Origin of the sequence: Octadecabacter algicola, assembly GCF_021532625.1 — a bacterium.
Classification (GTDB): domain Bacteria; phylum Pseudomonadota; class Alphaproteobacteria; order Rhodobacterales; family Rhodobacteraceae; genus Octadecabacter; species Octadecabacter algicola.
In genome coordinates, this window is sequence record NZ_JAKGAR010000005.1 from 25,419 (window position 1) to 49,030 (window position 23,612).

The window sequence follows — 23,612 nt, forward strand, 5'->3', positions numbered from 1 at the left end:
ACACGTAAGGAAACGAATATGCGCGAGACATATAAAGAAGACGGTAAATGGTGGGTGAGCCCATACAACTTTGAACCTTCCGTTCGCGAAGGTCTGAACCTGCCGAAGAAAGTCGAAATCCACGACGCAACCCTTCGTGACGGCGAACAAACACCGGGCGTTGTGTTCTCTATCGATGACAAGATCGAAATCGCTACCAAACTGGACGAACTGGGTGTGGACCGGATCGAAGCAGGGATGCCCGCTGTGTCCCCAGACGATCAAAAGGCCATTAAAGAGATTTCCAAACTTGGCCTGAAGTCCAAGATCTTTACCTTCGCGCGCGCAATGCAAAAAGACATCGACCTTGCGCTGGAATGCGGCGCAGATGGCGTCGTGATCGAAGTGCCAATCGGTTACCCGAAACTGGTCACACAATTTGGTTGGACATGGGAAGACGTTGCCAAGAAAACGGCGCCCATCATCAACTATGCCCGCGAAAACGGCCTGCACGCACTGTTCTTCCCGTATGACACGACGCGCGCGCGCAAGTCCGACCTAGAGAACTTGTGCAAATACATCATGGACAACTCCCCGCCGGATTCCATTGGCATCGTTGATACGATGGGTTGTGCGACGCCCGAGGCGATCAAGCACATGGTAAACTGGGTCGACGACATGACCGGCCTGCCCATCGAAATCCACACACACAATGACTTTGGGATGGGTGTTGCGACTGAATTGGCCGCTGTCACAGCTGGCGCCGTCTGCGTGCACTCTTGTGCAAACGGTTTGGGTGAACGCACAGGTAACGCTGCACTCGAAGAACTGATGATGGGCCTGCACCTTCTGTATGGCTACGACACCCAGTACAAGCTCGACAAAATCCCGGAGCTCGCGGCTATGATTGCTGAAAAGTCCAACATCCCGATTGCACGCAACAAACCTGTTCTGGGCCATGGGAACTTCATTCGTGAATCCGGTATCGGCATCAACTACGTGATGAACGATCCTTTGGTCATGTTCGCAACGCACCCAGCCCTCACGGGCAAGATCGGCGAAGTCGTTCTGGGCAAAAAATCCGGCAAGGCCTCTATTATCTACAAGCTGGGTGAAATGGGTCTTGGCGAAATGGATGACGATATGATCGGTGACGTTCTCGCCGAAGTGAAGTCCACAGGCATCGCAAAGCGCGACGTTCTGACAGACGAAGAATTCGCCAATATCGTTGCATCCTTCAGAGCGAAGTGAGATTAGACTCTTCATATGAATATTAGTGCCTTATCAGACCCTGCGACGTCGCAAAGTTCAGCCACCCAGATTGCCCATAGCAAACTGCGTGAACTGATCCTGACCGGTGAGCTGGCCCCAGGTACGAAATTGAAGATCGATCACCTTCGTAAAATCCTCGGCACGGGGGCTTCTCCTATTCGAGAGGCCCTCAGCCTGCTGACCTCCGACCAATTGGTCGTGCGCCACGAACAACGCGGGTTCAGCGCGGCTGCCACCAGCAGTGAAGACTTCGCCGAAATCCTGCGTCTGAGATGCTCCCTCGAGGGTATGGCCCTGCGTCAAAGCATGGAAAATAAGACCGACGAATGGATCGAAAGTCTGGTCATCATCCATCACCGCATGTCGCGCCTACAACAAAGCCGGTCTGACGATTTCGAACGCGAACATAAAAATTTCCACATGGCCCTGATCGGCAATTGTGACTCACCGCTGTTGCTGCGGTTCTGTAACCAGCTTTACGACCTCAACATCCGTTACCGTTTCATCGCTGGCCGCTCTATCGACTACAAGGGGCGTAAAGTAGATGACGAACACCGGATCATCCTTGATGCAGTCGTCGCCGGAGACATCGACCGCGCCGAAGACCTTTTGCGATCCCATTACGAAACAACGGGCGCGTTCCTTAAAGCTTACATTAAGTAACCCTCGCCGATTCTAGAAAAATATTTTGACATAATCTTGCTTATCGGCCAAATACGGCGCGAAGTCGAGCTTTCGGGTGTTCGCTACATCAGGAACATATCGTCCGTTAGGTCAGACAGCTGCGTCTTCTCAAAAGTTACTTCGGTGCCCTGATCGCTAAAGACAACATCGGTGCCCGACTGGCTCAGATGCACCCGCACATCCGCCACGTTGCTATAGCCGAACCCTTCAAATGACAGGTAGTCCCAGACTTCCAGATCAAGCACTGTGTTTGTGCCCGCATCGACTTGATCAAAAACAAACGTATCCGCCATGGCACCGCCCGCCAGCACATTTTTCCCGGACCCGCCATTCACCTCGTCATCCAAGCCTTGCGCTCGAACATAAGCTTTAACATCAGCTGCCGTGTTGTTGATGAACTCCTTGCTCTGCGAAAATCCTTGTACAATGTTTGCACGCGTGAACGTTTCACTCAGTCGCGATGTCCAGCCGTCGACCTCTGACTGTGTCACTTCACCTGAGTTAAAATCACGACCCAGCACGTTGTTATACAAAAGCTTAACGAAATCTTCCGGATCTTCGAGCGGTCCGTAGACGTTGGAAAATTCGTTCGAATTCGTAAATCCAGTAATGACGTCCGTTAGCGCACGCCCTTCGGCGAGACGTACAGACCAGTTCTCAAAGCCGGTCGCATCAGGCGCACGATCCAATGTCGCCTGATAAAGGCGGTAAACCTCATCAAACCACCCAGCCTTGTCACTGGAGTTCGCCAGTTTGTTCGCCGCTTGGTTCGTATTGTTGATCAACTGCTGGCTTTCGGAAAAGCCGTTAACTACATCCGCTCGGGTAAAGCTGCCGTTAATCCGGTTCGTCCAGTTGTCGATTTCCTGCTGAGACACTTCGCCTTGATCAAAATCACGATCCAACACGTTGATATACAGCTCTTTGACAAAACCGGCGTCATTCAAGCCAGCGTACTTGTTCTGGAATTCTTGTGATCCGACAAATCCCTCGCGCACCTCTGCTAAGGTTGCGGTCCCCGTCATAAGGTCTGACGTCCATCGTTCGTGCCCCCCTGCATCGGGCGCCCGATTCAACGTCGCCTGATACAATCGGAAAATCTGGTTTGCCTCGTCTGGTGCGTAGCTGACCTCAAAGCCGTCACCCAGAACGATGTCATCACCTGCTCCACCATTCAGGACGTCGTGGCCCCCTTGCCCGCCAAGGTAATCATCGGCGGTCGTCCCGACGATGGTGTCATCGCCCGAAGTCGCAAACCCACTTAGGTTCACGGTTTGAAAGAAAACATTACTGACAAAACTGTTTTGAATGGTGAAATTCCAAACAATCCGCGCGATGCCATCTTGGCCGATAGAAATGTCTGGCCCCAAATGCACCCCTACAGGGCTTTCGCCAAGAATGATTTCATCCCCGATCGTGTCGCCATTCCCATCAAATTCTCGGAACTTGATTTCGGTCACGTCAGACGCATTGGTGGGGACATTCATCCAAGCAATGACAAAGCCACCAGCTGGCGTCGCTGCAATTGTCGCGCTGTTCTGGTCGTAAAGCGTCGTGTCACTGACCCTAAACTCACCCCCTTCAGGAACGCCATCAGCCGAATAAATCCTTGCATAAACCCCGTCACCAGACCCGTCTTGTGCCCGATCAAGCAAAGACTGACTTTCCCATGTCACTACAAAACGTCCGTCTGACAACACTGTCACATCCGGATTTGTCTGCGATCCGTAGGAGTATTGATTCACACGTACTTCATTGCTGCGCGGTGTGCCGTCGGCATCGTAGGTGCGAAACATAACCGCGTAAAAGCTTCCGTCGACTTCTCTTGAACGCCATGTGACGACGAAACCCCCATCGTCCAACTTGACGGGGGTACCGGACGACTGAAAACCTTCTGTTGTTTGATTGACGCGCCAAGCGTCACCGGTTGGTGCGCCGTTCGCATCGGCAAGCTGGGCGAACACACCAAAACGGTCTTCGTCATTCGCAAAAAACACCGTCACAGACGAACTGTCTGTAAGTCCTGTCGTTTCAGGACTTACAGCTAAACCATCTGGATCAGTGAAAAGCTGCGTACTGCTTCCCAAAGGGGTACCATCAGACGAATACACCCGCGCATAGATAGCCGAGTTAACATCTTCAAGGGACGTATAGGTGACGATAAATGTCCCGTTTTCCAGAACCGCGACCGAGGGCCGGTTACCCTCTTCGTTCGCGGCGGTAACGCGTATCGCCGCTCCTTCCGGATTTGCGTTGGCATCGTAGAGGCGTAACCAAACGGCATCGTTTCCGTCCTCGGTCCAGCTAATAGCGGTCCTACCACCCCCCAGCGCCGCAACAGACGACTCCCAAATTTCGACGGTCTGACCTGTTAGGTCAATTTGCTTTCCAAAGGGGGATGTGAATTCTGCCAAACTCCAAGTTCCTTATTGTTTTGTTCTTGAGCCTCGATGGGGCAATATTTCTCAATTTCTAGGTGTCGAATATGTCGGTTTTTTGACCTGCTTTCGACGGTGAATTCGCCCAGTCGTTATTTTTAAAATATATTGCGAATAGCGGTCCGCACCTGTTCTCAGATCATCGACGTGACATCAAGGGAAGCGCTGCCCACCATTCGATCGACAAATTGCGCCATCAGCACAATCCTTGTTTAGAGCAATCAGCTTGTAATCACTCATTTGAAAATTAGATGCTTGGCTATAGAGCCGGTTCGTCGTCATATAGATCGGGCCTCTCTTTTGGATCCAAGGCTTCAACTTGAGGTTTGAACTTCTCCCACCATGCCAAGAGCCGATTTATGGTTGGGCCGATCACTGGCCAAATCGGTCGCAATTTATCTGGATCTTCAACCTGCAAAGCACCGGTCTCTGATCTACGAACCTTACCATCCATCACGTCCATTACAGCTTTGACAGCATTATCAGCCGCAGTTTTTGCTTCTTTTTCTACAGCATTCTTAATGATCATTTCTTGATCTACTTTGACTTTCTCAGCTGCAGCGAGAGCCATCTTCGCATCTCTCTTCAACATCTCAGCAGCTGCTTTTTCCTTCTTTGCTTCATCCAGAAGCCTGGCAGTTTCTTCGATAGTTGCGTCAAGCTTCTTCTCTCGCAGCTTAATTAGATCACGTGCTTTCAACACCTTCAGCTTGTTCTTGTACGCCTCAGTATCTAGTCGATCCGGGCGATAACCATCCTTCGTCTTCTTTTTATCGATCTTAATTCCATGGCGACTGAAGAACAGGCGAAGCTCGCTTTGCAATGCGAGACCAACTGACCTGGGCGTCGAAGTGAACTTACCTTCTTCGTCCCGATCCAATCGAGCCGCAAAGACAGCATTACCGCATTACCGCCATAGACTTCGTTCACAAACTTTACGGCCAACTTCAACATCTTCTTCTGATTGGCGATTGTTGGTGTGATCTCGGTTGGGAATTTAATCATCGCTTGCAATGCCGGCGCTCTCAATGACTTATTCATTCGACACCCGAAAACGTGCTCCTCGTAGGCGGCCATCAAATCAAGTGTATTGTAGACCAAAGGTTCAGCAACTCTGACGCGTCTTTTTTAGACGTTCCATCCAATCGCTTTCCGTGCTTCTCCATTTTCGACAAACTCTTGTCGCCGTACCCGCTCAACTTCAGCGCATTTATTCTGATCATCGACTTCATTTGGAGCTCCATGCTTACTCAGAAAACATAGCTCCTCCATCCGAAAGTCTTCGCATGCATTTTTGAGATTTGTAAATTACCCAAAACACGCTTTCGGTTTTTACATAAAGTGGCGCCCTTCATCAAAAACTAGGTGCCCAGTATGGGGATTCCACGGAGCCTTGACGTCCTGCGGTTTCCCGTAGACCAGCGTTGCCAGTCTGCGCGTTTAGCTCGGGATAGTATCCCTAATTTTCGGAGATCACAGATTCCTAAGCTCGCCGCGGGGCACCGCAGTTGAACGGCTTCATCGAAAACTTTGATGGCAAGCTGCGGTGCTAATGTTTGAACGAGGCGATATTCGGCACATTGAGCGATGCCCGCAAGTCACTGGAAGAATGACAGGGGGATTGCAACTGGTATTGACCACATTCAGCATTAGGAAATCCGACACAGATGGAATTCTGATAGAAAAACGATGGACAAAATGGCAGCCTAACGCCAAAGATTTTACACTAAGGACTCCGCGCTAAGCTGGAGGTAACTCGGGGCTTGTTCTGGCCTTTCGCTGCAACATGTGCCAATTTTCGGTTAGGCGAACCGTTCAGGAAACGGTCGATTTTTGGAAGGGGTTGGATCTCGGAATATGCATCCTGAGAAAAGTATCCAATCTACCTATTCATGCTTTTCGTACGCTAGCAAACAATTTGGAGCGACGAGAAGGGCGGGCAGATCATCAACCAGAGATTGGTCAAAAAATAACCGTTTACGATTGATTATCCCAGTCCAAGCAAGCCCGACAATCAAATGGACTGTTAAAAGTGGCTATGCATTGTACCATCGATTGCAATTATTGATGTATCTCCCTATCTAGCTGGCTAAATGGCATTGCCAATATTTATAATAATATATCCATGTAGCCACTTTAGAAACATGATCTAATCCGGAGTTAGTCTTACATTGTTTACTAAGGATGACAGAGCAAAATGGATCGTCATTGCCGCTTTCTTTCGTGGGCAAGAGAACCGTTGGCTTGACGATTTCATTGTTGATGATCAGATCGTTTTCGAGAAGATTTCACCATTAGCAGCAGATCGTGATTGGCACAAAGGGAAGTCCAAGATCACACCTTTGTTAGCATGGTTTGGTCACCTGCGTCATGCCAAGGCGGCATTGCGTGGACAGCCTGACGGGATTATCGCTTGTTTTCCGCAATTGGCCATTTGTGCAGCCTTTTGGAAACGACTGGGTCGTTCAAAACCGGCAATTATTGCATATAACTTCAACTTAGGCGCGTTACGATCCGGTCTACGTCAACGACTCGCACGAGCCGTCGCGGGGGAGATTGACTGCTTTGTCGTGCATTCTCCCGATGAAGTTGCGCGCTACGCAACGTATCTGGATGTGCCGCAGGAGCGCGTGCAATTCGTCCCCCTGCAACGTGGCCAGATTAAGATCGCCCGCAAGGAAGATATAGAAGCGCCTTTTATCCTTTCCATGGGTTCCGCACACCGAGATTATCCTACCCTAATAAAGGCCGTGAACCAGCTTAATTATCCGACGGTAATTGTAACGCGCGCTTCAGACATAGCTACATTTCCCGAGAGTGCGAATGTGACTTACCGTTCAGGGCTGACAGAAAAACAATGCCTTGACTTGATGGCCCGCGCACGAATGTGTGTCACACCCATTGCCAACATGACGACGGCTTCCGGACAGATAACTTTCATCAATGCGATGCACCTTGGCACCCCTGTCATTGCGACCCGATGTCCAGGAACAGAAGGTTATATTAAGGATGGGTACGACGGGGTTCTGGTGGCCCCTTTTGACGTAGATGACCTTACGGCTGCTATCGATCAGTTGTGGCAAGATGAGACCCAGCGTGAGGCTTTGGCCAAAAGGGCAAGCGAAACTGCTCGGGCCCGATTTTCTGATCAAGCTGCTTCACTTAGGTTGCACGAAATACTTAAAACCACGATTTCAGATAGCGATAGAGTTGGGAAGAGATCATGATGACTGATCTTACAAACAATCGTTTTTTGAACCCTCTCGGCGAATTCTAGGACTGTTGATCTAGGGCCGTCTTTGGTTAAGGAACAGGACGTGCGGTGCCCTTTGCTCGACCAATGGATATCCGCTTGGCCGCCATAGTGATCGGCTTTTCAAAATAAAAGGTTGAGACGTGGGCAAGCGCGAAGATACAGGCAAAGGCTAACGGGCGTTTGAAAAAGTATCGTTCAATATCGGTTCCTGCGTCGAACCAGCCGTGGCGGAACGGGGAATGCCAAACGTAGATCGCAAACGAAATGGTTGCGATATAAGCGAGGAACTTGGTACCCAAGACCACGTTCTGCCAGCGGTTTTCCATGCCCAGCACGGATCCAATTAGCAGGGCAGATAAATAAGCCCGCGCATAGCCGAGAGAGCCGCTTGGCGGCCAGCAGGACAAAAGCCACAGAATGAGAATTGGCCAGAACAAATAGGGTAAGGCTGCCATGATCTTGGCAATCAGGGGCCGATCCCGATTCAGCCAAGCGAGTGCGAGCATGCCGCCCGTCAGAATTTCATCGACGCGAAAGTGCGTGTTAATATTTGAAAATACCTCAGCCTCAATTCGGAAAAGAAGAACGATAATGGCCCCGATTGGAAGAAGCCAGAACCCGCGCCGCCCAAAGAACAGCACGGCCAAACCGATAGCGATATAAAAGTGCATTTCGACAGCCAGCGACCAGAATGGGCTGGTTGCGGGTGTTAGGGCTGAGGTCCAGTAGTTCTGAGCGTAGAGATTAATGATTATGAAACTGTCCACCCGTCCCTCCAACAGGATGCAGTAGATGAACGAAACGAGCATGACGAGCGGAGCAATGCGTGCGATCCGGCGTACAAAGAATGTTGGTACGTCCTGCTTTTCCCACAGGAAACGGCAAATGAGGAAACCTGACAGTGCAAAAAAGATGCTCATACCAATGTGTCCGGCGACAGAATTGAGCATCCAAGATTTGGGACCAAGCGGCAACATATGGGCGGCAAGGACCGCGAGGATGCTGAGCCCGCGAAACCCATCGAGGTCCGGTAAGTGGGACCGATTCAAAGCTGTGGTGTCAGTGTCGCTCAAATCGCCCTCATTCATTAAACCGTAGATGGTTGGCCCTATTATCGCCGACAAATACCACCAAATTGTGGTGCTAATACAACCTTATGAATACGGTTTGCTCAGTGTTGTGTGTTGGAAACAAAAAAGGGCCCCTGAAGGGCCCTTTTCCGAACTTCCGAAGAAGTCTGTAAGTCTTAGGCTACTGCCTTGCGGCGACGACGTGATGCCACACCAAGACCACCAACACCTGTCAGCAGAAGCAGAACGCCAGCTGGCAGTGGAACAACGGAAACCATTACGACCAAGTCATCGTGGTTGTCATCAATACCAGCAATTGCGTTCTTACCTGTGTCATCGAAGAACAATAGCAAGTTTTTACCGGACGTTGTGACGCCGTCACCGAATGTGGCGAAGAAGTTCAACGGGCTTGTGTTTGCGTCGCCGTTTGCAACGGACTTGCCGCCACCAACAGTTGTGCTGAAGTCAAAGTTCAGAAGACCAGCAAGTGAGTCTACGGAGAACTCAGCCAGGTTACCTGGAAGAGTTGCGTAATCAAACTTGGAATCCGTTGAGAAGGAGTTTCCTTCCATTGTGAACGTATTCGTCGCGCCAGCTTCCCAGCCGAGCACTTGAACTTTGATGCGCGCATCTTCGTCAACAGAAATGGAGCTGCCGTAGAAGCCGTCCATTGTTGTGAGACCGAAGACGTTCGTCAGAACATTATTTTGAGTTGTTGGTGCACCGTCAGTGCCCCCAGGAATCGAACCAACGACCCCGCCGTCAATTGAAAGCGTTGCAGCAGAGGCAGCGCCTCCGAGGCAAATCGCCAGTGCAGCAGCAGCTACAGATTTAAAAGAAAACCCCACTTTAATACCCTCTCTAAAAAGTCCGCGAAATGCGAATGGATCAATACTTCTTTAGTTGTACCGTAGTCGGCAGAGGTCGGTCAACGTTCTGGCCGGCTTTGACAGCGAGATTCACAAAAAATTAACGAATCTGGGCACATTGCTGACAAATTCATCAGATTCGCACCATGAGCACTCGACTGACCTCGCCAGAATCACCTCAAAAACTAGTATTCTCAGGCTATTGTTTCCATTTTTGCGATAATCGGAGTCGAAAAAGTGACGTTACGGCGCTTAAGTGATTCTATCTTGGTTAAGATCGAAAGTGTCAAAACTATGTTGGACTGAACTTAGCTGATCTGCTCAGGGTCCCCGAGCATTTCAGGCGGAACCATGGCCATCGCTTTTTGGGCGATTTCCTTGAAAAATGGTTTGTCGGTATCTCGCGGCGCCCCGACATTCGCACGGGGCATGGATTTAGGCGTGAACTGCAAAGGGGTACCAAGCCGATTGATGTTCTTTTGCAGCTTATTGACCCGTGCGACCCGTTTGGCGTTTTCAAAGCCGCCGATGAAATCGAGAACCTTGTCCACTGCGCCCTCATCGCGGGTTACGTTGATAACGAGCAGATCGTCCGAACGATCGGCAAAATACGCGAGCACCGCTTGATGATACTTGTAGCGGTTTTCGATCCACGCTGTGACCAGATGCAAGGATTTGATCTGGTTCCAGTCGGTGTGGTTGAAGGGGCCATCGTCGTCAGTCAATACATCTTCACGCCGCCAAGTTGCGTGGCGCAGCTTGCTGACCAGCCAACCCTCGACGTCGCGGTGCTGAAGGATAAAGCGGCTGTCCGGCCATCCTTCATCGAGGCTTTGGACGCCGTGGTTGCCGCCGAACTCTGCGTCATCATCCCAGAAATGACCGCCACCATCGGAGAAAGCCTCGAGCGGGTCGATAAAGCTGCGGTCAAGAGGCGGGCGGGACCAGTCAGTTGAATGGCTCGTGCGCAGGCCAATGACGTGAAACAACTCAGCGAGGGAACTGGTGCCTGCCTTATGCATACCAATGCAGAACGTCTTGCGTGTCATTTATGTAGGGTCCTTTGGTGTAGTATTTAGGTTCTGGCCAACGATCTTGCCAGGCACACCCTGAACAATCCCGCGGTCGGGCACGCTGAAATAAACGACAGAATTTGCGCCAATAATCGCATCATCGCCGATCTGGACATTGCCAACGATAACAGCCCCTGCCCCAACGTCGACGCGCGCGCCGATAACCGGTTTGGCGTTAAGGTCATTTGTCGTACGGATGCCGAAGGTTGTGTTTTGGCGCACGATGGTGTCATCCCCGATGGAACGCGCACCGAGCATCATTCCGCCGAAGTGTTCCAGTTTCACCCGCCGTCCAACGGCCACCGTGTAATCAAGTTTGATACCACACAGTATTTGAACGGCTTTGCGCAGGATGCGGTAAAGCACGCTAAACGGTATCCGCAGGATGCGGGGGCGAACGCCCATTCGCCAGTTTCCAAATCGGTGCACGAACAAAGCCCAGAACCCCTGTGATCCCAATGTGCCATCGTTTGTGCGTAAATCCTCGGCGACTAAAGCCCAGAATCCGATGCCGGACGGGTTGCGGTTCATGCTGCCGTCAGGAAGTGGCGGCGCGCCCGTTTGCCCATCTGCGCCGTCCCCCTGTGCTATGGTCGCTGCCAAGTCGGCCAAGGGAGTTTGTTCCCACCCCATTGGGGCCGCGCCGAGGTTTTGCTCCAGCAACAGCTGCATCTGCAGATGGGTAAGACTGTCTCCGCCTGCCGTAATAAAACTGTCTGCGGGGTTAGTGTTCGGCCCCATAAGATTTGCCAAAGGGCCCAGGGACCCGCTTAATGTTTGATCAGAAGGTGGGGTCATTAGGTGCCGTTGCAATTTGCCTGTGCTGGTGCGGGGAAGGCTGTCGAGTGTCATGGCGGGAACGTCGCGGCCCGGGGCGGCACCCATGTCCACCGCGACGGCGAGCGCTGCAGATTGCAACTGGTCGGTGGTGGCTGTGGTTTCGGGCGTAACAGCGAGCGCAAGAGCCTCTCCTCGGATGGGATCGGCACGGCGCAAGATGGCGAAGGGCCCTGCGTCTTTCACGCGGTCGCGTATCTTAGCTTCGATTGCATCAGGGTTTAGCTTGATGCCGCCGCAATTGATCACGTCATCGGCGCGCGCCTCAAACCAAAGGTACCCCTGATCATCTATGTGACCCAAATCTGACGTTTCAAACGTACTTTTCAGGTCCGTCTCACCGACCTCAGACAGTATGAAACTCGCGACATGTGGGCCAGTGATGCGAATGCGCCCATCTCTACTTATGGCTAATTTGGTGTCACCCGTGGGCTTGCCAACCGACCCAAGGATGTCTGGCCCGGTTCCGTCTACCTGTAGAAACGTAGAGCGCGATGCCTCGGTCAAGCCGTAGTGCTGAATGATCCGTGCGGCTGGAAACAGGTTCCGGAGCGCAACTTTTTCGTCAGCAGACATCATTTGGCTGCCGATTTCGATCCAAAGCAGGTTGTTACGCTCATCCCCGAAACTGGACGCGGCAGCAAGGATTACGCGCCACAGGCTTGGCACAGCTGATAGGGCGTTGATCTTACCGTCACTCAGCATTTTCCGTATTTCGGACAGATCGAACCCAGCTGGTGGCAGGTAAACGTGCCCCCCGTTGTGCAGCACGGCACGCGCGCGGCCATAACCAAACGAATGGTTTACGGGCACCCCAATATATTCGCGAACCTTATCCGTCAGGTCCATTGCATCGCTCAGGCGGGTCACAACATCATGAAGCGCGCGGCGACTCAGGACGACTCCTTTGGGCGTGCCGGTCGTGCCGGAGGTAAACGAAACCTGCGCGATGTCATCCCCACCGGTCGAGGTAAACCTATCGGTAATCCAGCCCGCCCCGCCCTTTGGTTCGATGATCTCATCAGGGGCAGTCATCTGAATGCGCGCGGTATCACCAGCATCGCGTAACGGAACAGACACGATACCGTCGTTCAGATGAGATAACATCTGGCGCAGATATCCTGCGCTGCCGCTATCGCCTTTGGGTGTCACAACGCCAACGACCCGCAAACCTTTCAGGCTGGACGGACGCGTCATGACACACCTCTTTGCTTGGCTGTGGGACCCGCGCCAAATCCCGAACTCAGAATATCGCGAGCTGTATGCGGTGGCGTTAGGACAGGTTTACGGCGCAGTGCGCGGTGCAGGCGGTAAATTCCGTAGCCCATTATGTAGAGGATATTGGCCAGAACCGCCCCACCCCAGCTGTACCGTTTGAGGAAATAGCGAAAACGGGATTGATACCAATAGGCGGGTAAACGTTTGGGCGCATCATTGACACGCACGCCCGTTGCGGCCCCTGCAATATGAACTACCCGGCTGTCGGTCACATGCCAAATGGTATGACCTGCTGCCCGCACGCGGGACTGAAATTCGACTTCTTCAAAGTATAAGAAAAAGTCGGGGTCCATTTCGCCGACGTCATCAAGGGTGGCACGTGGCATCATGAAACTGGCTCCGGTAACCCAATCGACCTCTCGTGTGGTGGTGATGGGGCCATGGCTGATGGCAGCGCTTGGCGCAAGGCGATCAAAGACGGATAGACCCGCGCCACGGAAAAATTCTCGCCATGGGGCGGGAAACCGAAACGCGTAGGCGCGCAAAGTCCTATCGGGGTTTTCCAAACGACTGCCCGCAACACCGACGCCGGGATGACCGTCAAGAAATGTCACCAGATGTCGGACCGCACCAGGATGAATATAAGTGTCAGGGTTCAGGAAGTGCACATGCGTGATTGTCGGATCAGGGGCGACGCAGGTTTCAACCACATGATTGTTTCCGTAGGCAAACCCGCCGTTTGCGCCGATGTCATAGACGGTGACATTGTCATAGCCTGCTTTTTCGACAGCCTGTGTGATCAGTTCGACCGAACCGTCGCCTGATTGCGCATCTCCGACACAAATCTTGAGCGTCAGATCTGGCGCAACCTCTCCTTGAAGGGAGGCGAGACAATCAATGACCAAGTCTGGTGTGCGATAATTCACGATCACCACAGCCACGGTCGCGGGTACCAAAGTCATAATAAATTAGCCTTCGAAAATGCCATGGTTCCGCAATAGCGTTTGAGGGGTCCATCGACAATGGTACGGCGCATATTTGCGCTACACTGTGTCTATAGATGGCGCGCGAACGCTGCAAAGGTTGGCAACCTGCGCTTTGACCTGTAACAGGAAAACGAACGACTGCGTCAATTTCGGGCGCTTGCGAAGGACATAACAAATGCCCAACCGACAGGCCGCTTGGCTGTTTGATCAACGGATCCGTGGGCGGGCGTTACCGGGGCTGCGCCGATGGCTGGCGCGCCCGTTTCCCGACGCTGTGAATTCTCGGGTTTTGATTTTGTACACTGCGAACGCGATTTGCAGATCACAAGTTGCTCCATTTCTGGCCTATGGGTCCGAAATTAAACAACAGCTTGGCGGTGCCGTGCGGTTTGTTAAAATCGAGGACGCGACATCGGCACCGTTATCGTTATTCACCTCAGCAACCCATATTCTGGTGCAGCCATGGTTTACGTTAAAGCCCGCAGATCTGCGCAGTCTTTTTGCATGGTTACGCAGTCAGGCACCGCAGGCGGGCCTGTCAGTGTTGGACGGGTTTGCGCACAATGATCTACGGATGGCACGAGACCTGCCCGAGGATTTGGCATTCTATATAAAGAAAGCGCTGTTTCGCGATCCGGCGCAATACGATGTATGCTGGCGCGGCGATACGAACCTGACACAATACTATAGTGACCTTTTTGGGATTGAGGCTGATCCGGTAGATTTTCGCCCGCCTGCTGGGTTCGCTGGCAAGCTACGGCTGGGGCCGAACTTCTTTACCGCACCGCGCCTGATGGCTGGATTCAAGGCGGATGCCCCTCCTCCGCAGGCCGGGCGGCAGATTGATATGCAAACTCGCTTAGGTGCAAAAGGATCGCCTTGGTATTCGGCAATGCGACAGGCTTCGCTTGCTGCGGCTGAAGGCTTGCGAGGCGTGTCGTTGTCGCCAGCGGGTCGTGTGTCACCTCAACAGTACCTTGCAGAAATGGCGCAATCTCGACTGTGTTTTAGCCCCTTTGGTTATGGGGAGCTGTGTTGGCGCGACATTGAGGCCTTCATGACGGGCGCCGTTTTGATCAAGCCTGACATGGGGCACCTTAAAACCCTGCCCGATCTTTATGAGGCCGACGTGACCTATCACCCAGTAGAGTGGGATTTTTCGGACTTGGCTGACGTTGTAACAAAAGCCTTGGCCGATGAAGATGGTCGCGAACGGATGGCGCAAGCGGCTTATGATAGAGTAAAACACTATGTCGACACTGCCCAGTTCGTGCAGGATATGTCAGAGCTGTTTCAACCTTCAATAGCGGAGACGACACGATGAGTTTGGTCATGACCCTTTTGGTGCGCGACGAAGAAGACGTTCTGGATGCCAATATGCGCTACCATCTGGAACAGGGCGTCGATCATATCATCGTCACCGACAATCTAAGCGTTGATGGGACCGCCGACATCATCGATGGTTACGTCCGTCAAGGGGTCGCGACCAATATACATGAGCCTGACAACAAATTCGCCCAGTCAAAATGGGTCTCGCGCATGGCACGCATGGCCTATGACAAACAGGCACGGTGGGTGATCCATTGTGACGCGGATGAGTTCTGGATGACGGATGGTGGCGAAACGTTAGATCGCTATTTCGGGCGGCGGCGTTTGTCGAACGTGGTCCGCGCGCCGCGCCATGATCTGGTTTGTCTTGAAAATGATGGTGAACCCTTTTGGCATCGGATGGTGTGGCGCAAAACGCAATCATTGAACCCATCAGGCCGCCCGTTGCCCCCCAAGATCGCTCACCGCGCCCATGCAGATGCAGTTGTCGGAATGGGCAATCACAAAGTGACTGAAATCGGACGTCAGCGCAGGTATGATAAGGGTCTACAAATCCTGCATTACCCGCTTCGATCGCGTGAACAATACGAACGCAAAATCAGATTGGGGGGACAAGCACTCGCCAATAACCCCGATTTACCTGAGCATTTGGGCGGAACGTGGCGCCGACAGTTCACCGAACTGCAAGACACCGGACGCCTGGCTTACGTCGAAGAAAACGTTGTCGGAACAGACGGGCTCGAGGCGATGAAAGCTGCGGGCGAAGTCATCAAGGACACCCGTCTTCGGGACTATTTCACCGAAAAAGGAGAATAAGCCGCTATGCCCGTCGCGCTTTCTGTTCCCCATAAGCTGGCATTTTTTAGCGTGCCAAAAGCGGCGAGCACGTCGGTTAAGATGGTTCTTTATCAACTGGATACAGGCCGTGAATGGACGGAAGACGCTGACGCGGTCCATCCGCATTTTCCGACTAAACCCATTACGGTTGACGACTTTGCCTCCGTACCCGACGGATTTTGGAAGTTTGCAATCCTGCGCGATCCTGTAAGCCGCCTGTTGTCGTCCTACGGCAATCGCGTGATGCATCACCGCGATATTGCCCATGCTGTGCATAGAAAAGGCGGGCGGCTTGCACGTTTAACCCTGCCTCTGCGCCACCCGGGACTGCGGGTCATGCCATCGCCTGATGCCTATTTTTGCAACCTGCGCCGATATCAAGACCTATCCTATTCTATTTGGCACCACACTGCACCGATTTCAGTATTTATCGGTTCTGACTTAGGTTTTTTTGACGAATTGTATCGCATTTCAGATATACAAAAGCTTGAGGCGGAACTGTCCGCACGCACGGCGCAGACCATTGTTTTACCCCGTGAACAAATGGCTGGCCGCAAGATCGTGTTTGAAGATTTATCCAACAAGGCGCAGGAAGCTGTGTTGGCTCACACTGCTAAAGACTACCAGCTGTTATCCGAATATTTCGATCCACCACGCTAGTCGAAACTTATCAGATCTTACCCCAGAACCCCGCAGCCCAGCGGTTTTGCAGGCGGCGTTTCAACGGGACTTTGCGGGTCGCGCTTTTGTTGGTGTGGGGGAACGGCGCGTCCGGCACGGGTTGCCCGAGGAATCCGCATAGCTCGTCCCAACCGTCGCCATTTTCCCAACACAGCTCTAACAGTCTGTCAGATGCGCCTTGGCTTTCAAAAAACGCGCGAACCTCACGAGTGTGGCGGTTGTAGAAATCGATATGTTCAGCCTCGTGCCCGAACGGATAATCGTGGCCGTAAGCCATCCCGCGACAGTGTTCCACGGGGTGCGTCATGAGAGAATGTTTTTTCAAACTACTCAGCCATTTTTCAGCGCTGATCCGATGTGTCAGGACAAAAACCGCGCCTTCATCTGCGTAGCGGGCCCAGAGCTCTTTATATGCAAGCGGCCAAGGCCAATCGTCAAAACAATCGTATTTATCAGCAACCTCGAACATCGGAGCTAGATTGCCTTTGCGGTATTCGATTAGCAGGTCGCGGCGGCAAGATACGTGCGAATAGCCCAGTTGCGCGCAACACGCCTTTAGGGTTGAGGTTCCTGTTTTATTCAGTCCGATGCCGAAAATTTTCAACTGGCTTCTCCATGGGCGTGAGTGCCTTTCGGCAAGTGGTCTAGCGCAACACTACAGACTGGTACCGTTCCAGCGCAAGTTACTGGCAATTACGCTACATCCAAACGGTCGTATCCGTACCGTGCGATGTCTTCCGCGCACAGCTGCGTGACAATCTCGGCGGCGCCGGGGTTTCTGGCAAACACGTCGGCGGTTGTTTTAGATTTGGGTCGCAAGCTTCCTTTGGCCGAGATCGAAGCAAGCCCGTCTGACAATGACGTACCAAGCCCAAGCCGCTCCGACAGCGCGGCCACATCATTGGACAATGTTTCATAGCGCAAAGTCACGTCCGTGGCAGGCGCGCCATCAACATCGATAATTGCACGGTTGACCAACAAGCGATTTGGTTCTGCCTCAAGAAAATCGGTGAAACTTAGGTCTGTGCGGCCAGTTTTGGAAAACCAATAATAGTTGCTGACCGCGAAATCATAAGGATTACGCACGATCGAGACTTTGCAATACTCATCCCAAATTGCGGGCGCGATGCGCGTGCGCACGTCCGTAGCCGACATATGTTCCCAAAAATTGCGCTCAGCGTGTTTGCCACGCAATCGGCGAGCCAGTTTGCGCAGCTTACTTTCTGGGACTTCATAATTTTGTGCCCCTCGTCCTGCGAATGCTTGGCGCGCGTCTTCGTCAGCTTGCTCCCATGTGTGCCGACCACCAAACGGTGTGATGACATCATCATCCTCGCAGTGTGCAGACAGGGCGATTTCCAAGCTGGTGCCCGCTACTTTACGTGTTTTCAAAAAGATCAGGCGGAGGGAATGGGAGAGGATCATACACGCTGTCCTTGATCACACAGGGCACAGCCTCCCCAAGTGAACGGGCGATCCTGCGGTTTCTATACAGGAATGTTGTTATCAGGAGGTGGCTTTGGTAATCAAGCGGCCAGATCGACATGCGGCCTTGGGCCGGAAAGGTATCATATGCCACTTTTTCAGGCGGCCGGCACGATGCATCATTACGTGCATGTTCCGAAATGTGCAGGCCAATCGGTCGAAGATTACTTAGTGGCCCGCTTTGGCCCCCTCGCCTTTCTAAACAATCGGTTTGGCAAAACTCCGCAAGCTGAGCGTTGGACGAAGAGCTCACCGCAACACGCTGAGGCTGCGGCGATGGTTGGGTTGTTCCCAGAAGGTTGGATAGAAAGCCGCTTTGCCGTCGTACGCAACCCGCTGACGCGCTTTGCGAGTTCGTACAATTATTACCTCGCAAACCTAAAGCGCATCCCACGCCTGATGGGTCCTGAGGAATGGTTTTCTGAATACGTCGGATTTGCCGACCGGATGCCCCACTACTTGGACAACCATTTACGCCCACAAACGCAAATGGTGCCCGACGGAACCACTGTGTTTAAGCTGGAAAATGGTATGGCACCTTTGGTGGCACATTTGGATAACTTGGCAGGTAACAAAGAAGGTCCGCGCGAGATTGGCCATGGTCACGTGACCCATTCGCTAGACGGGATGGAAAAGACAGCCCTTTCCGCGTCATTCCTGCGAGACTTGAGCACCTATTATGCAAAGGATTTTGACCGGTTCGGGTATGATTTGGATGAGGTAAAAAGCGTGTCTGTTTATGCCGTAGAGCGCGATAGCTGGTCCGCGATGGACCTGATGCGCCTCCGCCGCCGTCATCTGCGTCGTCGGTTATGGCGTGCCAGTGTCCGCTTGAGCGGGCGCGCGCTCGGTTAAATGGCAAAGTCTAAAGATCCAAACGGTGAACCACCACGCGGTTCTCTGAAGGCTCGCGCGCTTGGGGCGGGCGGCTGGAGCATTTTCAATGTTCTAGTGGGATTTGGGTTCCGGCTCGTCAGCAATCTGATCATGACGCGGTTGCTGGTCCCCGAAGCTTTCGGGGTCATGGCCATGGCGACAGTCGTTTTGTCCGCGCTTGAGCTGTTCACCGATATTGGCATCAGTCGGTCCATCATGCGTGAAAAGGATGGAGATGATCCGCATTTCCTACGCGTTGCCTGGGTCGTGCGTATTTTGCGATCCGCGGTCATTGCGATAGGGCTGTTCATCATGGCGCTCGCAGTTTGGATACTTGCTCCATCGTTGGCCACCGAAGGGTCGGTTTATGCGGCACCCGAATTACCCGGTTTGTTAATGCTGGTGGCGCTGTCCCCGATCTTAGACGGCTTAGCCTCTACCTCACGGGAACTCACCATGCGGCGTATGGAGAACCGCCGTTTCGCAATGATCGTGCTATCGTCACGTCTCATGAGCCTTGCGGCAATGGCCGGATTCGCGCTGATTTATCCAACCGTCTGGGCACTTATGGTTGGGATGTTGACAGCAAAATTGATTTCCTCGACGATGACGCATGTTTTCTTGCCCGGTCCCCGCATGGCATTTGAATGGGATCGCGAAATAGCCGCCCGACTGTGGACGTTTGGTCGTTGGATTCTTGCGTCATCGGCCCTGACGTTCTTTGCTCGCAGCATCGACAAACTGATCCTTGCCGGATTGCTGAGCTCGACCCTCTTTGGCCTTTTTGTCATCGCCCAAATCTGGATCGAAGCCGGACGCGGCATTATCAACAGGCTTTCTACGACTGTTGGGTTTCCGGCCATGGCCGAGGTTATTCGTACCCGCCCAAAGGACGTGCCACGGCTCTATCGAAAATTCCAATCAGTGATCGATCTGGCTTGTTTTTCCGCCTTCGTGGCCACCGAACTTTTGGGCCAACATCTGATCAATTTTCTATACACGGATGACTACAGCCTTGCCGGACGTTATCTACAGCTTATGGCACCGTCATTCCTTGTGATCCGGTTCTTGACCATCGGAAATTTGATCATGAACACTGGGGACAGCCGGTCGAGCTTTATCATCTCAAGCTTTCGTGCCGCTGGGGCGTTGTTCGGCGTTCCTCTGGGGTATTCGATGATGGGAACCGAGGGCGCGATCCTTGGAGCTGTGTTGGCCCCTATGTTCGCGGTGCCTTACATCCTGCTGCGTGTGCGATCGATCCTGACGACACGGCAAGTGTTGTTTGATACGGCGTGGGCAGTGATGACCCTGATCCTGACGGCGATCGTGTTCTGGAACGTAAACACCTAGATCATTTAAGGCGCGATTTCACGGCTTTGACGAGTCGTCCAACGGCCGGATAGCGGCGCTTAATTTCGTAACGCCGTGGATAGTCAAAAATTTCGTCAGGGCTGGTGCCGTCAATGCGGGTACGGCTTGCACGGGCCCCAAATGTACGCACCGGCACTTGCGCCTGTTCAAGGCTAAAACGGACGAGTTTCTCAGCATGAACAGGACCGTGCGCCGCACAATAGGCGGTGAGCTGTGTAATTCGTTGGCCGTAAGCGCGTATTGCGGTCGTCCCGCGCACCACTGCGAAGCGATCATTCAAACCGTCAAACGGTTGCCACCAAGGCAGCTGCACGAGATCACCTTTACCCCGATTGGCGCGCGCTAAGGCTGGGGCCAAACTGTCATGATAGGTTAGGTCAGGCCGGGCAAAAACGACGATCTCGGCTCCGCCAGCAAGCGCCATTTCAGTGACGCGGTTTAAAGAATGCAGCTGATGCACCAAATTACGCAACGATCTGAAATCGTCGTTCCAAAGGCTACCATGAGCCTTCAATCCCTCAAAATCCCAGATTTCTAAACAGCCGTCTGGGGCCTCAAACTCAACCTGATCAAGGTTAAGGAGGCTGTGCTCATTCAGGTCCATCGCGCCAGATTCATCGCTGCGCGGGTTGTTGATGTGGGCCTGCTGAAACAGATGAGCATAGCATTTTGCGCCCTGATCCAATGCTTCGGCCGGACCAAGCACATTGGCCTCGATTGAACCGATGGTACGTTTCAGCGAACGGGTGATCCCAAAAAAACAAACGGCGACAGGCGGTTTTGTCATTTGTATTCAATCAAGTTAACAGAGCCGCCGCGCAAGCGCTTCCAGTGGAATTCAAGGATGCCGCTGGTTTCGGGGAATTTTCCGATGGTTTGAAAGAACGCTTCAGCCCAAGGCCGGCCCTTTAGCTTCTGACGTAGAATTTGGAGCGGCCAAATCAACAAGCCAAACAAGGCGACAGGGCCAAACATCAGTGCACCTAAAACGATAGCCAATGGCAGCAGCAGTCCCCACGCCAGCGCACGTCTGGTTTCTGTGACCTTGTGACGTTCAGGTTTCGCACCGTGGCGGTGCGCGCCCTCCGCATAGGCATGCCCCGCGCGGCGGGCACGGCGCCACCATTGCGAAAACGTCGTGATCGCGGCGTCATGAAGTGTCATCTCTGCTTCAATCCGTTCAATGGTCCAACCAGCTTGGCGCAGGCGCACACACATTTCAGGTTCTTCGCCTGCGATCATATCGTCGGGATAGCCCCCGACCACTTCGAATGCATCAAGCCGGATCAAGGCGTCGCCGCCGCAGGCCTTTGCTATCCCGACAGGAGAGTTCCATTCGCGATCAATCAGCCAGTTATAGACACTATCATCGGGGTATCTTTCACGGCGACGTCCACACACAACGGCCCGTTTTGGATCGGCGGTGATTGCGGCCAAGGCAGTCACGGTCCAGTTAGGATCAAGGGCACAATCGCCGTCAATGAACTGGATAAAATCAGGTCGAGGTCCGCTTCTTAACAGATGCGCGACGCCCGTATTGCGCGCACGAGCTGCTGTGAAGGGGCTCGAAAGATCGAGAGTTATACCGTCGACACCTGCGGCCTTGGCTGCATCAAGGCTACCGTCTGTTGATCCGCTATCAACGTAAACGGCGCGCGATATATCCTTTGGAAGCGCCGCAAGCGCCGCCTTGAGCCTGTCGCCCTCGTTTCGTCCGATCAGGACGGCCGCTACGATCGGTTCTGTCACAATGTCGCCCTCGGTTTTGCACGGACATGGCGATCAATCTTGCCCGTCTGGCGCGTGTATGCAGAACGAGGTTCGAGCGAACCGTCATTGTCAGCTTGCGCTTTTTCGTCTTCGATCGTGCCGCGCGCCAACCGCCCCCAGAGGGCCCCAGAAATCATCCACGTGATCGGACTAAGCCCCGCGTTGGGGATCAAATCGATCAGATTGACGACCAACACCAGTACAATGCCGACAGTGAAAGGACCAAGATCATCCTCTTTGCGGCGAAACGCCAACAGAATGACGGGCAAACACAGAAGTCCCATTTCCGATATATAGCGAAACCATCCGCCATCCCCGAAAATAGTGATCCAGTGCCCATCAGTGATCGACGTGATGTTACCTTTCTCGTCGAATATACGCCCCCGAGTCCAGCCGCCCCAGCCAAACCAAGGGCGTTGCGTGGCCTTTTCAAGCAACACATCCTCGTTCAAGAGCCTGAATTCGAGGCTGTCTGCGCGGCTCTCATCAATTTTTTCGGCGAAGCTGACGACAGCTTCGGTCGGCACGATCCCAGCCCCCCGTGCCATTGGATAGAGCAGAACAAGTGCCGCAATGGCCGCCGCGATCAATAGTTGCAACCGCTCAGACATGAACAGCAAGACAGGCATAAGTATGAACAAAATCAGCGTCGCGCCCAGATTGCTAGACAACAACAGCGTGCCACCCGTGACAATTGCAAGCCACATGACTTTCGTTCGCAATTCAGCCGTCGCGGCTTTCAACACCGAAACAGCCGCAAAAGTTGCCATAGCTAGATAAATTCCGAGGTAAAGGCCATGTTGCAAAAACACGATCGGCCTCCATCCCCCTCCTCGTTTATGTTGAGCCCAACTATGCGGAAAGAATCCGTAAACAGTACGGTTAAGCTGAGGCGACATGCGGATTTCGTACAAGGCCAGCAGGGAATAAATCGCGCCAAAGATCGCCAGAACGATCAGGATGGTGCGGTGCTCTTGAGGTCCGGACAAGAATGCATAGCCCAAAAGCAACGGCAGGATCATCACGCCAGCCTTCATAGAAGACGCGAACCCGTCATAGAGGGTTAGTCCCCTCACAACGCGCGGGCCATAACGCAGCGGATCATCATTCAGATAGGCTGTGATAACACCACACAGCATGATCGTAGCAAGTAGCGCCAAGATCAATTTGCCCCGTGGAATCAACGGCAACTTGAATGAATTGGACGGGATTTTTGATCCAGACATCCGACCATGGGCTGTCGCCCCTACCCCTGCCAACGCAAGGACCAAGGCCGAAAAAGCCGGTATAGATTCTTTGTCGAGGGTCGGCAGCAGCGGCAGATCAAAGTTCGGCGCGATCGGTAGGAAAAGATAACCCGCAACTACAGTGATGCAGATCGCAGCTGCGAGACTATATCGATAAAAAAAAATTGTTGCGACCACGGGCCAGCCAAAAAGAGCGATAGAACCAATCATACCCCTGTCTAAGCTGGGTTCCGCCTTTTGCGCAACAGCCTACGTCACGGTGCCATAGCAAGGGGTTAGGTTTTTAGGCCGAATATTTCACGACAACACCGGCTCAGTATCGGCCTCAATC

General features: G+C 52.9%; 20 protein-coding genes. 8 read left to right on the top strand and 12 right to left on the bottom strand.

The genetic code is table 11. The annotated features are described in order from the left end of the window. Positions 1–18: 18 nt before the first annotated feature. Together L0666_RS16790 and L0666_RS16795 are read left to right on the top strand one after the other, a co-directional pair. The gene (locus L0666_RS16790; RefSeq protein WP_235262555.1) at positions 19–1,230 is read left to right on the top strand and encodes a 2-isopropylmalate synthase; all 1,212 of its coding nucleotides are present in this window, start codon (positions 19–21) and stop codon (positions 1,228–1,230) included. Positions 1,231–1,245: 15 nt separating this feature from the next. Beyond that, positions 1,246–1,914: a GntR family transcriptional regulator gene (locus L0666_RS16795; protein WP_235262556.1), complete on the top strand. Its 669-nt coding sequence runs from the start codon at positions 1,246–1,248 to the stop codon at positions 1,912–1,914. Between the two features lie 83 nt (positions 1,915–1,997). Here L0666_RS16795 and L0666_RS16800 read toward each other — a convergent pair whose 3' ends face one another. Further along, positions 1,998–4,349 (bottom strand): DUF4214 domain-containing protein, encoded by a 2,352-nt coding sequence (locus tag L0666_RS16800; protein ID WP_235262557.1) that lies wholly within the window; start codon positions 4,347–4,349, stop codon positions 1,998–2,000. A 283-nt stretch (positions 4,350–4,632) separates the two neighbouring features. Then, a complete protein-coding gene (locus tag L0666_RS16805; protein ID WP_235262558.1) occupies positions 4,633–5,253 on the bottom strand; it encodes a hypothetical protein in 621 nt (206 codons plus the stop codon). 1,291 nt (positions 5,254–6,544) lie between these two features. Here L0666_RS16805 and L0666_RS16810 point away from each other — a divergent pair. Then, positions 6,545–7,600, top strand: a complete 1,056-nt coding sequence (locus tag L0666_RS16810; RefSeq protein ID WP_235262559.1) for a glycosyltransferase family 4 protein — start codon at positions 6,545–6,547, stop codon at positions 7,598–7,600. A 76-nt stretch (positions 7,601–7,676) separates the two neighbouring features. On the opposite strand, the gene L0666_RS16815 is transcribed toward L0666_RS16810, so the two are convergent. The 5 genes from L0666_RS16815 to L0666_RS16835 all read right to left on the bottom strand — a co-directional run bounded on the left by L0666_RS16815 (position 7,677) and on the right by L0666_RS16835 (position 13,658). Next, entirely contained in the window at positions 7,677–8,702 is a 1,026-nt protein-coding gene (locus L0666_RS16815) for an acyltransferase family protein (protein ID WP_235262560.1), read from the bottom strand. A gap of 173 nt (positions 8,703–8,875) precedes the next feature. Beyond that, positions 8,876–9,547 carry a VPLPA-CTERM sorting domain-containing protein gene (locus L0666_RS16820; protein WP_235262561.1) on the bottom strand — a complete coding sequence of 224 codons (672 nt, stop codon included), beginning with the start codon at positions 9,545–9,547 and terminating at the stop codon, positions 8,876–8,878. Between the two features lie 329 nt (positions 9,548–9,876). After that, positions 9,877–10,617, bottom strand: coding sequence for a sulfotransferase family protein (locus tag L0666_RS16825; protein WP_235262562.1), 741 nt, complete (start codon positions 10,615–10,617; stop codon positions 9,877–9,879). Then, the gene (locus tag L0666_RS16830) at positions 10,618–12,675 is read right to left on the bottom strand and encodes an AMP-binding protein (protein WP_235262563.1); all 2,058 of its coding nucleotides are present in this window, start codon (positions 12,673–12,675) and stop codon (positions 10,618–10,620) included. Then, positions 12,672–13,658, bottom strand: coding sequence for a glycosyltransferase (locus tag L0666_RS16835; RefSeq protein ID WP_235262564.1), 987 nt, complete (start codon positions 13,656–13,658; stop codon positions 12,672–12,674). Before L0666_RS16835 ends, L0666_RS16830 begins: the two co-directional genes overlap by 4 nt. A gap of 199 nt (positions 13,659–13,857) precedes the next feature. Here L0666_RS16835 and L0666_RS16840 point away from each other — a divergent pair, with 199 nt between their 5' ends. Genes L0666_RS16840 through L0666_RS16850 form a run of 3 tightly spaced genes read left to right on the top strand, consistent with a single transcriptional unit; the run spans position 13,858 to position 16,508 of the window. Continuing rightward, positions 13,858–15,006 carry a glycosyltransferase gene (locus L0666_RS16840; protein WP_235262565.1) on the top strand — a complete coding sequence of 383 codons (1,149 nt, stop codon included), beginning with the start codon at positions 13,858–13,860 and terminating at the stop codon, positions 15,004–15,006. Then, the gene (locus L0666_RS16845) at positions 15,003–15,827 is read left to right on the top strand and encodes a glycosyltransferase family 2 protein (protein ID WP_235262566.1); all 825 of its coding nucleotides are present in this window, start codon (positions 15,003–15,005) and stop codon (positions 15,825–15,827) included. The genes L0666_RS16840 and L0666_RS16845 overlap by 4 nt, the downstream gene beginning before the upstream one ends. A gap of 6 nt (positions 15,828–15,833) precedes the next feature. Beyond that, on the top strand, positions 15,834–16,508 hold the full coding sequence (locus L0666_RS16850) for a sulfotransferase family 2 domain-containing protein (protein WP_235262567.1): 675 nt from the start codon (positions 15,834–15,836) through the stop codon (positions 16,506–16,508). A gap of 10 nt (positions 16,509–16,518) precedes the next feature. Here the strand turns inward: L0666_RS16850 and L0666_RS16855 are convergent, their stop codons facing one another. Together L0666_RS16855 and L0666_RS16860 are read right to left on the bottom strand one after the other, a co-directional pair. After that, complete coding sequence (locus L0666_RS16855) at positions 16,519–17,133, bottom strand: sulfotransferase family protein (RefSeq protein WP_235262568.1); 615 nt, start codon at positions 17,131–17,133, stop codon at positions 16,519–16,521. A gap of 89 nt (positions 17,134–17,222) precedes the next feature. Next, a complete protein-coding gene (locus L0666_RS16860; RefSeq protein WP_235262569.1) occupies positions 17,223–17,954 on the bottom strand; it encodes a hypothetical protein in 732 nt (243 codons plus the stop codon). A 147-nt stretch (positions 17,955–18,101) separates the two neighbouring features. On the opposite strand from L0666_RS16860, the gene L0666_RS16865 reads away from it, so the two are divergent. Then, the gene (locus L0666_RS16865; protein ID WP_235262570.1) at positions 18,102–18,869 is read left to right on the top strand and encodes a sulfotransferase family 2 domain-containing protein; all 768 of its coding nucleotides are present in this window, start codon (positions 18,102–18,104) and stop codon (positions 18,867–18,869) included. Further along, positions 18,870–20,243, top strand: coding sequence for an oligosaccharide flippase family protein (locus L0666_RS16870; protein ID WP_235262571.1), 1,374 nt, complete (start codon positions 18,870–18,872; stop codon positions 20,241–20,243). It begins immediately after the preceding gene. A 1-nt stretch (position 20,244) separates the two neighbouring features. On the opposite strand, the gene L0666_RS16875 is transcribed toward L0666_RS16870, so the two are convergent. From L0666_RS16875 to L0666_RS16885, 3 genes are read right to left on the bottom strand one after another with little or no spacing between them, the layout of a single operon-like run. Then, complete coding sequence (locus tag L0666_RS16875; RefSeq protein ID WP_235262572.1) at positions 20,245–21,051, bottom strand: hypothetical protein; 807 nt, start codon at positions 21,049–21,051, stop codon at positions 20,245–20,247. After that, positions 21,048–22,013: a glycosyltransferase family 2 protein gene (locus L0666_RS16880; RefSeq protein WP_235262573.1), complete on the bottom strand. Its 966-nt coding sequence runs from the start codon at positions 22,011–22,013 to the stop codon at positions 21,048–21,050. Before L0666_RS16880 ends, L0666_RS16875 begins: the two co-directional genes overlap by 4 nt. Further along, positions 22,010–23,491 (bottom strand): hypothetical protein, encoded by a 1,482-nt coding sequence (locus L0666_RS16885; protein WP_235262574.1) that lies wholly within the window; start codon positions 23,489–23,491, stop codon positions 22,010–22,012. Before L0666_RS16885 ends, L0666_RS16880 begins: the two co-directional genes overlap by 4 nt. Positions 23,492–23,612 lie beyond the last annotated feature (121 nt).

Coding starts and splice junctions, on each gene's coding strand:
- L0666_RS16840 (WP_235262565.1), top strand. CDS start 13,858: ATGCCCAACCGACAGGCCGCTTGGCTGTTTGATCAACGGATCCGTGGG.
- L0666_RS16885 (WP_235262574.1), bottom strand. CDS start 23,491: ATGATTGGTTCTATCGCTCTTTTTGGCTGGCCCGTGGTCGCAACAATT.
- L0666_RS16875 (WP_235262572.1), bottom strand. CDS start 21,051: ATGACAAAACCGCCTGTCGCCGTTTGTTTTTTTGGGATCACCCGTTCG.
- L0666_RS16865 (WP_235262570.1), top strand. CDS start 18,102: ATGCCACTTTTTCAGGCGGCCGGCACGATGCATCATTACGTGCATGTT.
- L0666_RS16795 (WP_235262556.1), top strand. CDS start 1,246: ATGAATATTAGTGCCTTATCAGACCCTGCGACGTCGCAAAGTTCAGCC.
- L0666_RS16825 (WP_235262562.1), bottom strand. CDS start 10,617: ATGACACGCAAGACGTTCTGCATTGGTATGCATAAGGCAGGCACCAGT.
- L0666_RS16830 (WP_235262563.1), bottom strand. CDS start 12,675: ATGACGCGTCCGTCCAGCCTGAAAGGTTTGCGGGTCGTTGGCGTTGTG.
- L0666_RS16835 (WP_235262564.1), bottom strand. CDS start 13,658: ATGACTTTGGTACCCGCGACCGTGGCTGTGGTGATCGTGAATTATCGC.
- L0666_RS16870 (WP_235262571.1), top strand. CDS start 18,870: ATGGCAAAGTCTAAAGATCCAAACGGTGAACCACCACGCGGTTCTCTG.
- L0666_RS16850 (WP_235262567.1), top strand. CDS start 15,834: ATGCCCGTCGCGCTTTCTGTTCCCCATAAGCTGGCATTTTTTAGCGTG.
- L0666_RS16790 (WP_235262555.1), top strand. CDS start 19: ATGCGCGAGACATATAAAGAAGACGGTAAATGGTGGGTGAGCCCATAC.
- L0666_RS16845 (WP_235262566.1), top strand. CDS start 15,003: ATGAGTTTGGTCATGACCCTTTTGGTGCGCGACGAAGAAGACGTTCTG.
- L0666_RS16860 (WP_235262569.1), bottom strand. CDS start 17,954: ATGATCCTCTCCCATTCCCTCCGCCTGATCTTTTTGAAAACACGTAAA.